Source organism: uncultured Blautia sp. (assembly GCF_902497045.1).
In the GTDB taxonomy this organism is placed as follows: Bacteria; Bacillota; Clostridia; order Lachnospirales; family Lachnospiraceae; genus Blautia_A.
On record NZ_CABVDF010000120.1, the window covers coordinates 1 to 8,418 of the forward strand.

An 8,418-nucleotide genomic window follows, 5' to 3' on the forward strand; every position below is an offset into this window, starting at 1 on the left:
AAACGGTTCTTACAGTATGGTAATAAGCGCTGTTTTTATCGCAGCGGTCGTAGTCATAAATATGATTGTAGGTGCTGTTCCGTCAAAATATTCAGAGATTGATGTCAGCGATCAGAAGATATTCAGTATTGGAGATCAGACAGAAAAATTCCTGAAAAAACTGGATAAAGATGTGACTATTTATCAGGTGGCAGCCAGCGGATCTGAGGATGAAACAATCAAAAAACTTTTGCAGAAATATGAGGATGCCTCTGATCATATCACAGTAAAACAGAAGGATCCGGTAGTAAATCCGAAGTTCACTTCTGAGTATACAGATGAGCAGCTGACTGCAAACAGTCTTATTGTAGAATGCGGAGAAAGAAGTAAAATTGTCGATTATAATGATATCTATGAGACCTCTGTAGATTACAATACTTACAGCTATAATACCACAGGATTTGATGGTGAAGGACAGATCACAGGAGCAATTTCTTATGTAACTTCAGAGGATCTTCCGATTCTTTATACGCTGGACGGACACGGAGAAAAAGAACTGGATTCTGTAATCCGTGAGGATATAGAAAAAGCAAATATGGAAATCAAAACGCTGAATCTTCTCACCGAGGAAAGTGTTCCGGAGGATGCGGCATGTCTGATGATCAATTCTCCTGCCAGCGATATTTCCATAGAGGAAAAGGATGCGATCCTTTCTTATCTGGAAAATGGCGGAAAGGCAATGATCTTCTCTGATTATACAGAGGAATCAATGGATAATTTTGACGCTGTCCTGGAAAATTACGGGGTGAAACGTGCAGAAGGAATTGTAATAGAAAAAGATGCACAGCACTATGCAATGCAGACTCCGTATTATCTGGTTCCTACTGTAAACAATGCAGAGCCGGTAACATCCTTTTTCTCAAGCGGATACTTTGTCCTTGCTCCTTATGCACAGGGAATCCAAAAAACAGACAGTGTAAGGGATACGGTAACCATTGAAAGCCTTCTGACTACCTCAGACAGCGCTTATTCAAAAGTAAATGTAAAAGGTGAAAGTCTGGAAAAAGCAGATGAAGATATTGAAGGACCATTTGACATCGGTGTCAGTATTACAGAAACACTGGATGATGAGAAAAAGACCCAGATTATTTATTATTCCACAGCAAACCTTATGGACAGCCAGATCAACCAGGCAGTTGCAGGAGGAAATGAACAGATGATCATGGAATCACTGAACTGGATGTGCAGCTCGGAAGGAAAAGAGACGATTTCCATTCCGTCAAAGAGCCTTGAGATTTCCCGGCTGACACTGACTGCTTATGATGTCAGCTTCTGGAAAATCTGTGTTATGGGACTGATCCCTGGATTTTTCCTGATTGCAGGGTTCTGTATCTGGCTGAAAAGGAGAAAAGCATAATGAAAAGTAAAACAGTAAAACTGATTTCCGGCGTGGCAGTTCTGGCAGTACTTTCCTGTGCTTATCTGGGAGTTGTCTCTTATGTGGATTCCCGGGAAAAAAAGGAAGCAGAAGCACAAGATGCAAGCGTAAGTCTGGTAGATGTGGAGCCGGAGGAGCTTACGTCTGTATCCTTTGTTTCCGAAGACGGAGAACAGGAGGATTTTGAGAAAAAAGAAGACACCTGGATCAAAAAAGGAGAAGAGGATTTCCCGGTCAGCCAGGACACCATAGACGGAGCTGTAAACAGCCTGGCTGCCCTGGAGGCAGACCGGGAGCTGACAGAACCGGAAGACCTCAGCGAATATGACCTGGATAAACCGCAGAATAAAATTGTTCTTACAGCACAGGACGGCAGCGAAAACGTTCTTCTGGTAGGATTGAAAAACGAAGCTTCCGGCCAGTATTATGTAAAAAAGCCGGATAAGGATAATGTATATCTGGTATCAGAAACGGCATTAACTCCTTTTATGGGAACCGCTTATTCATTTGCAGAAGCAGGAGCCTTTCCGACAGTAACTGCAGCTTCCATAAAAGAAGTTCAGGTTGATAAAGAAAATGGATATACACTTTCTCAGGATAAAGACAGTCTGTACTGGTATGTGTCTGACGGAAAATCCTCAGAGCAGGCAGATACCTCCAAAGCCGGTGCAGTAACCTCCGCTGTTGGCTCTCTGACTTATGGAGAGTTTGTGGACTATCACTGCACAGATCCGGCCAAATACGGATTTGACACACCTTATGCCATAATTTCTGCTGATTACATGGCAGAAACGGATACAGAGGCAAATACGGACGTCTCAGAGGCATCTGAGCAGGACGGAAGCAGTGCGGAAGAACAGGAAGAAGCAGAAGAAACCGCAGATACGTCGGAAAAGGAAGATACACAGACAGAAAAGACACTGGAAATCTGTGTAGGGGACGAGATCGACGGAAGCCGTTATGTGAAGGTTAATGACAGTAATGAGGTTTATACGATTCCGGAAGAATCCCTGACAGAGATTCTGGATAAAGTTCCTTCTGATTTTTACAGCCTTACTGTAAATTATCTGACGGTAAACAATCTGGACAGTCTGGAAATCCGTCAGGGAAAAGAAAGCCATAGGGTGAAGGTGGTAAGGACAGAAGAAAAGAATTCTGAGGGTACGAAGGAAGGCGCTGACGAGGATGAAAGTTCAGATTCTACAGAGAAGGAAGCTGCTTCAGAAGAGATGACAGTAACATATACCCTGGATGGAAAAGATGCGGACGAGAGTCTCTTTACAACTTTTTATAACAAGCTGATCAATATGACAGGAGAGAAGCGTCTGACTGAGACATATACACCGGAGGGAGAGGCGGCTTTTGTCTTTGGTTTTACCGATACGGAAGGTAAAAAAACCACTGTAAGCTACTACGAATATGATTCCAGCTTTTATGCAGCTGTTGCAGGAGATAAGGTATATCTGGTAAATAAAATGAATGTGAAGGATCTGACAGAAGCCTGTGAAACTCTGCTAAAAGAGGAAAATCAGAGTTCCGGAAAAAACAGCGCAGAAGAAACTGCCAGTGAAGATCCGACAGCTGCAGAAGAGACAGAGTAATTTTCGGATATTGATAAAGAACCTCTGTTTCTGAAAGGGGACAGTAAAAAATACGGAAAGCTGAAAATATTCCAGCTTTCCGTATTTTTATACCTTTAAAGAAAGATCCCGGCCTGCTCCAGGAATTTTTCCGGATCCTCCACATGGGGAAGATGTTTTGTATGAGGGATCATAACAGCCTCAATGGAAGGATTTGCTTCCTGATATGCCGCTATTACCTCATCCCCGTTGTTTTCCGCCTCTCCTTCGATAATAAAGATACTGTTATCAATATTTTTCAGCGCCGGAAGGATGTTGATGTTCATAAATCGGGATGCCTTGCTGGCATAAGCTGCCTTGGCCTGGGCTCCGCCTTTATGAGCGGCTTCGTAGTATGCGTCAAGCATATTCTGATCCGGATGGAAGGGATCGAAAAACATATTTTCAATAAAAAGATTGTTGATGTTTTCTCTTGATACGATCATGTGATAGACCAGAGTTCCAAACACCGGGACTTCAAGGAAATATTTCAGAAGCTTGTCTTTTTTGCCCGGCATCTGGGTCAGATTGCCAGGAGCCGGCGGGTTGACCAGCATGATCCGGTTAAACAGGCTGCCTTCATTACGGCATGCCATAACAGCAAAAGAGCCGGAAAATCCACTTGCGATCACATCAGTTTTTTCTCCGATGACATTTTTGATAAAATCGCAGATTACCTGAACATAAACAAAGTTTGTATAAGTCATTCCCGGTTTTTCGGAACGGCCGCAGCCAAGGAGATCAATGGTATATACGGTGTGTTCCATTGCCAGCTCTTCTTCTACGTTGGTCCATTCATAACCGGAGCCTCCCGGCAGCATGTCGTGGATAAGAAGAACAGGGCTTCCACTGCCTTTTTTTGTGTAAAAAATCTCTCCAAAACGCCATTTATAGTAATTTCGTCTGTTGGAATCCAGCATTTCTTTCAGAGATGCAGATGCGGCAATGATCTTGTTTCCGATATGGATGATGGCTGTCGCAGAGGCGAACAGCACCGCAAAAGTGGCAAAACGATTCTTGTTTTTTTTCATGTCTGACCTCCTTTTCACATGTTCTGACTGTCCTTATTATACGTCAAAAATCACGAATTTACAATGCTATAAAAGAGAAAGAAGAGCCTCGACCTCCTGTTTGGAAGTAGCCCAGCTTGTAGCAAAACGAATCACTGTATGGGCAGCATCTGCCTTTTCCCAGAAGCTGAATACGACTTTTTCTTTCAGCTTTTCAAGCAGCGTATCCTCCATGACCAGAAAAAGCTGATTGGTAGGAGAATCATTATAAAAGGTATACCCTTTTGCCTTCAGTCCTTCTCTGAGAAGAGAAGCAGTTTCTATGGCATTTTTCCCGGTTTCTTTATAAAGATCTCCGGTAAACAGGGTATCGAACTGTACGCCGCAAAGACGGCCTTTGGCAAGAAGTGCGCCATGCTGCTTGATCAGAGTGAGAAAATGTGCCGGTGCATTTTTGTGGGTAAAGACAATGGCTTCGCCGCACAGCGCTCCGGCCTTTGTGCCTCCGATATAAAAGATATCACAAAGTTCTGCAATATCCGTAAGCGTCAGTTCATTTTCCGGACAGGCAAGGGCTGTGATCAGCCGTGCGCCGTCCATATAGAGCGGAAGATTGCTGCTTTTGCAGACCTGTGCAATGGCTTCCAGTTCTTTTTTTGTATAAAGAGTTCCATATTCGGTAGGATGGGAGATATATACCATACCTGGGAAAACCATGTGCTCATAACTTTCGTCTCCATAGAACGTATCGATCAGATCTTTCAGATCTTCGGCAGTGATCTTGCCGTCTTTCTGAGGAAGGGTCAGGACCTTGTGGCCGGTAAATTCAATGGCGCCGGCTTCATGAGCGCTGACATGGCCTGTGGAAGCTGCGATTACTCCTTCATAGCTTTTCAGAACAGAATCGATGACTGTCTGGTTTGTCTGTGTACCGCCAGCAAGAAAATAAACATCGGCTTCCGGACAGCCGCAGAGCTCCCGGATCTTTTCTTTTGCGGAAAGTGTGTAGGTGTCAAATCCATAACCGGATAAATGCTCCATATTAGTGTCCATAAGGCGCTGGAGGAGCTTTGGATGAGCGCCTTCAGAATAGTCATTTTCAAAATATAACATAGATAAATTCCTCTTTTCTTTTTGTGGTAAAATACCGAATGTTACAAAATAGTGTATCATAAAATGTGGGATTTTTCTATTTTATAAAAAAATTTCCGCACATTTATCAATGCCTGTCCGTTGTATATTATGAGAGGAGGATTTCTGATGGGTACAGTTCTGGATGAACAATATGATAAAATATACTGGTACTGCTATATGAAGCTGAAACATCGGCAGGCAGCAGAGGATGTGACACAGGAAACCTTTCTCCGTTTTCTGGAAAACAATACTTATAAGGACATGGGCAAAGAAATTAGCTATCTGTACAGGATTGCCGGAAATTTATGTATAGATCTTATGAGGAGACAGAAATGGGAAGAGCTGTCTGAGGAGATACCTGACTGTACAGATGATGTACAGGAACAGATAACTTTGAATATGGATCTGAAAAGAGCCCTGGATAGTCTGGATACACGGCAGCGGGAACTTGTTTTTCTGCGTTATGTAAATGAACTTTCTGTGGGAAAAACAGCGAAGATACTGGGGATTTCCAGATTTGCGCTGTACAGGAAGGAAAAAGAGTGTATGAAGAAACTGAAAAAGAAAATGGAGGGAAAGAAATGAAGAGAAAACTGAAAAAAGATCTAAAAAAGCTGTACCAACCGCCGGAACCATTAAGAAAGCAGGCATTTTTGGAAGGATTACCAAAACCCGGAATCAGTAATTGGGATTTTTTATGGAGCCAGGCGGGATATATACGCAAATGGAACTGGATGGTATCAGCGGTTGTTTTTATCTGCGGGCTTTGTGTGGGTACAGACAAGGGAAAGCAGTTTACCAGTGCTCTGGCAGCAATGATTCCTGTGTTAGCTCTTTCTTTTGTGGCAGAGGGAAGCCGATCGGTACGATATGGAATGGCAGAACTGGAGATGGCATCAAAATTTTCGATGAAAGCAGTTCTTATGGCAAAATTTACAATCCTGGGAATAGAAAATGCAGTCCTTTTAGCGGTTCTTCTTCCTTTACTTATGAGAAATAAATATTACGGACTTCTTTCTGCAGCAATTATGATCCTGTTTCCGTATCTTTTATCCTGTTTTTGTAATCTTATAATAGTACGAAAAATTCATGGAAAAGAAAGCATTTATTTCTGCAGTACAGTTTGTATTCTGATCAGTCTGTGCGTTTCTGGAATCATTCACAGTAAGATTAATATTTACTTGCTTATGGAGCCAGCGGGGTGGGTATTTTCTCTGGTTATTCTGGCAGTTTTGACAGTAAGAGAAGGAAATAGAATTTTACATCAATCGGAGGAATTGGTATGGAGCTTATCATAGACAGAGTATCAAAACAGTTTAAGAATAAAATAGCAGCAGATCAGATATCTCTGAAGCTGACACCAGGGGTATATGGACTTCTGGGAGCCAATGGAGCAGGAAAAACTACACTTATGCGTATGATCTGCGGGATTTTAAAGCCGGACAGAGGGACAATAACACTGGATGGAAGAGATGCTGAGGAGGAAGCTTACAGAGAGGCGTTGGGATATCTTCCGCAGGATTTTGGGTATTATCCGGAGTTTACAGGAATGGATTTTCTTATGTATATGGCATCTTTAAAAGGAATTCCAAAAAGAGAAGCAAAAAAACGCTGTAAGGAGATGACAGAATTGACTGGACTGACCGGAATGGAAAAAAAGAAGATTAAAACATATTCCGGAGGAATGATACGCAGACTGGGAATCGCTCAGGCGCTTTTGAACCATCCAAAAATCCTGATTCTGGATGAGCCTACCGCTGGGCTTGATCCAAAGGAAAGAGTACGGTTCCGGGATATGATTGCCAGTGAGGGAAAAAATAATATTGTCCTTCTTTCTACTCATATTGTATCAGATGTAGAGCATATTGCAGATAAAATCCTGATCATGAAGGAAGGGAGAATGATTTTTGAAGGCTCCCGGGAAGAAACTGGAGGAAATTTGGAAAGCTTTTATCTGGAAAAATTTGGGGAGGAAGAAGCTTATGTGTGAATTTGGAAATATATTGAAATATGAATATCTAAAGCTGTTTCACCGGAAGATCATATGGATAACTCTTGGGATCATGATGATACTTTCTGTAGTTATCGTGTTTGTCAGTGATGTTGGATTTGATTCGGAGGAACCTGGAATCGTCCAGTATATCCGTAAAAATAAACAAGAGGAAATGGAAATTGTTGGAGAAAAGGTGGATGACAGGATGCTTGAAAAATACAGGGATAAAGAATGTGCGCAGGGACTTTGGTATTTTTTGAACTGTTTGTTTCCGTCTGATTATATCTGTGAAGTCACAGAAGAAAAACTGTATCAGCAGAGGCAGGAGCTTTTGCAGAATAATATGGAAGAGGCACGCTTGACAAAAGGAGAGAAAGCTTACTGGAAGCAGAAGGAGGCAGGGATAGAAAAGCCGTTTACTTATGGATATACAGCCGGAGAAAGAAAGCTGACCGCAGTTTTTTATACATTGGCCATGATGCAGGTGATCTTTATCGCTGTTACAGTGCCCTCTATATTTGCAGACGAACATTTTCGCAAAATGGATCAGCTGAATCTTTGCAGCAAATATGGAAAAGGCAGGCTGTATGGGGCAAAAATAACAGCAGGCATGACGATTGGAATAGGAGGAACCCTGTGTCTTATTCTGAGTTCGGTAATACCGATTTTAATACTTTATGGATTTCACGGGCTGGATGTAAGGATACAGCTGATCTATGCAGCCTGTTCTCATCATTTTACCATTGGTCAGGTAATTAGCAGTCAGATTATACTGCTTATTTTTGCCTCTGTTTTGGAATCAGCTTTTGCTATGTTCTGTGCAGAAAAAATGAAGTCAGGCATGGGAACGATGGCGGTTATGACAGGGGGCCTGCTGCTTTCGCTGACAATTAATATTCCGGATCAATTTCGAATGATAGTTCAGCTGTGGAACAGCATCCCTTCTAATATCCTTGCAGTTTGGAATCTTCTTGACTGCCGTCTGATTTTGCAGTTTGGAAGATACTTTACACAGTTACAGGTTCTTCCGATTGTTTATGTGATTTTGGCAGTTCTATTGGCAGCAGGTGGATGGAGAGGATATAAAAGATATCAGATAACAAAATGAGAACACCCCTGAATGGATGTGTGTTGATCCATCCAGGGGTGTTTTTATTCACTATAAAAGTGGTACATTGAGTAAGAATTTTTTTAAAACTTTCCGCGAGAAATAGGTATATCTGTTTTGTTCTAATAAATACAGGG

General features: G+C 42.1%; 8 protein-coding genes. 6 read left to right on the forward strand and 2 right to left on the reverse strand.

The annotated features are described in order from the left end of the window. The coding region (locus RDS42_RS09470; RefSeq protein ID WP_308783450.1) for a GldG family protein at positions 1–1,396 on the forward strand (1,396 nt) is incomplete at its 5' end. Further along, positions 1,396–3,018, forward strand: coding sequence for a DUF4340 domain-containing protein (locus RDS42_RS09475; RefSeq protein WP_308783451.1), 1,623 nt, complete (start codon positions 1,396–1,398; stop codon positions 3,016–3,018). The genes RDS42_RS09470 and RDS42_RS09475, both read left to right, overlap by 1 nt. A gap of 95 nt (positions 3,019–3,113) precedes the next feature. Here RDS42_RS09475 and RDS42_RS09480 read toward each other — a convergent pair whose 3' ends face one another. Together RDS42_RS09480 and RDS42_RS09485 are read right to left on the reverse strand one after the other, a co-directional pair. Then, positions 3,114–4,067: an alpha/beta fold hydrolase gene (locus tag RDS42_RS09480; RefSeq protein WP_308783452.1), complete on the reverse strand. Its 954-nt coding sequence runs from the start codon at positions 4,065–4,067 to the stop codon at positions 3,114–3,116. Between the two features lie 66 nt (positions 4,068–4,133). Beyond that, positions 4,134–5,159 carry an aminotransferase class I/II-fold pyridoxal phosphate-dependent enzyme gene (locus RDS42_RS09485; protein WP_308783453.1) on the reverse strand — a complete coding sequence of 342 codons (1,026 nt, stop codon included), beginning with the start codon at positions 5,157–5,159 and terminating at the stop codon, positions 4,134–4,136. Positions 5,160–5,306: 147 nt separating this feature from the next. Between RDS42_RS09485 and RDS42_RS09490 the strand changes: the two genes are divergently transcribed. The 4 genes from RDS42_RS09490 to RDS42_RS09505 are packed head-to-tail and all read left to right on the forward strand — an operon-like array spanning position 5,307 to position 8,281. Next, positions 5,307–5,765 (forward strand): sigma-70 family RNA polymerase sigma factor, encoded by a 459-nt coding sequence (locus RDS42_RS09490; protein WP_308783454.1) that lies wholly within the window; start codon positions 5,307–5,309, stop codon positions 5,763–5,765. Next, positions 5,762–6,478 (forward strand): hypothetical protein, encoded by a 717-nt coding sequence (locus RDS42_RS09495; protein ID WP_308783455.1) that lies wholly within the window; start codon positions 5,762–5,764, stop codon positions 6,476–6,478. The genes RDS42_RS09490 and RDS42_RS09495 overlap by 4 nt, the downstream gene beginning before the upstream one ends. Next, the gene (locus RDS42_RS09500; RefSeq protein WP_308783456.1) at positions 6,463–7,170 is read left to right on the forward strand and encodes an ABC transporter ATP-binding protein; all 708 of its coding nucleotides are present in this window, start codon (positions 6,463–6,465) and stop codon (positions 7,168–7,170) included. Before RDS42_RS09495 ends, RDS42_RS09500 begins: the two co-directional genes overlap by 16 nt. Further along, entirely contained in the window at positions 7,163–8,281 is a 1,119-nt protein-coding gene (locus tag RDS42_RS09505) for a hypothetical protein (protein ID WP_308783457.1), read from the forward strand. The genes RDS42_RS09500 and RDS42_RS09505 overlap by 8 nt, the downstream gene beginning before the upstream one ends. The last annotated feature ends 137 nt before the right edge of the window (positions 8,282–8,418 follow it).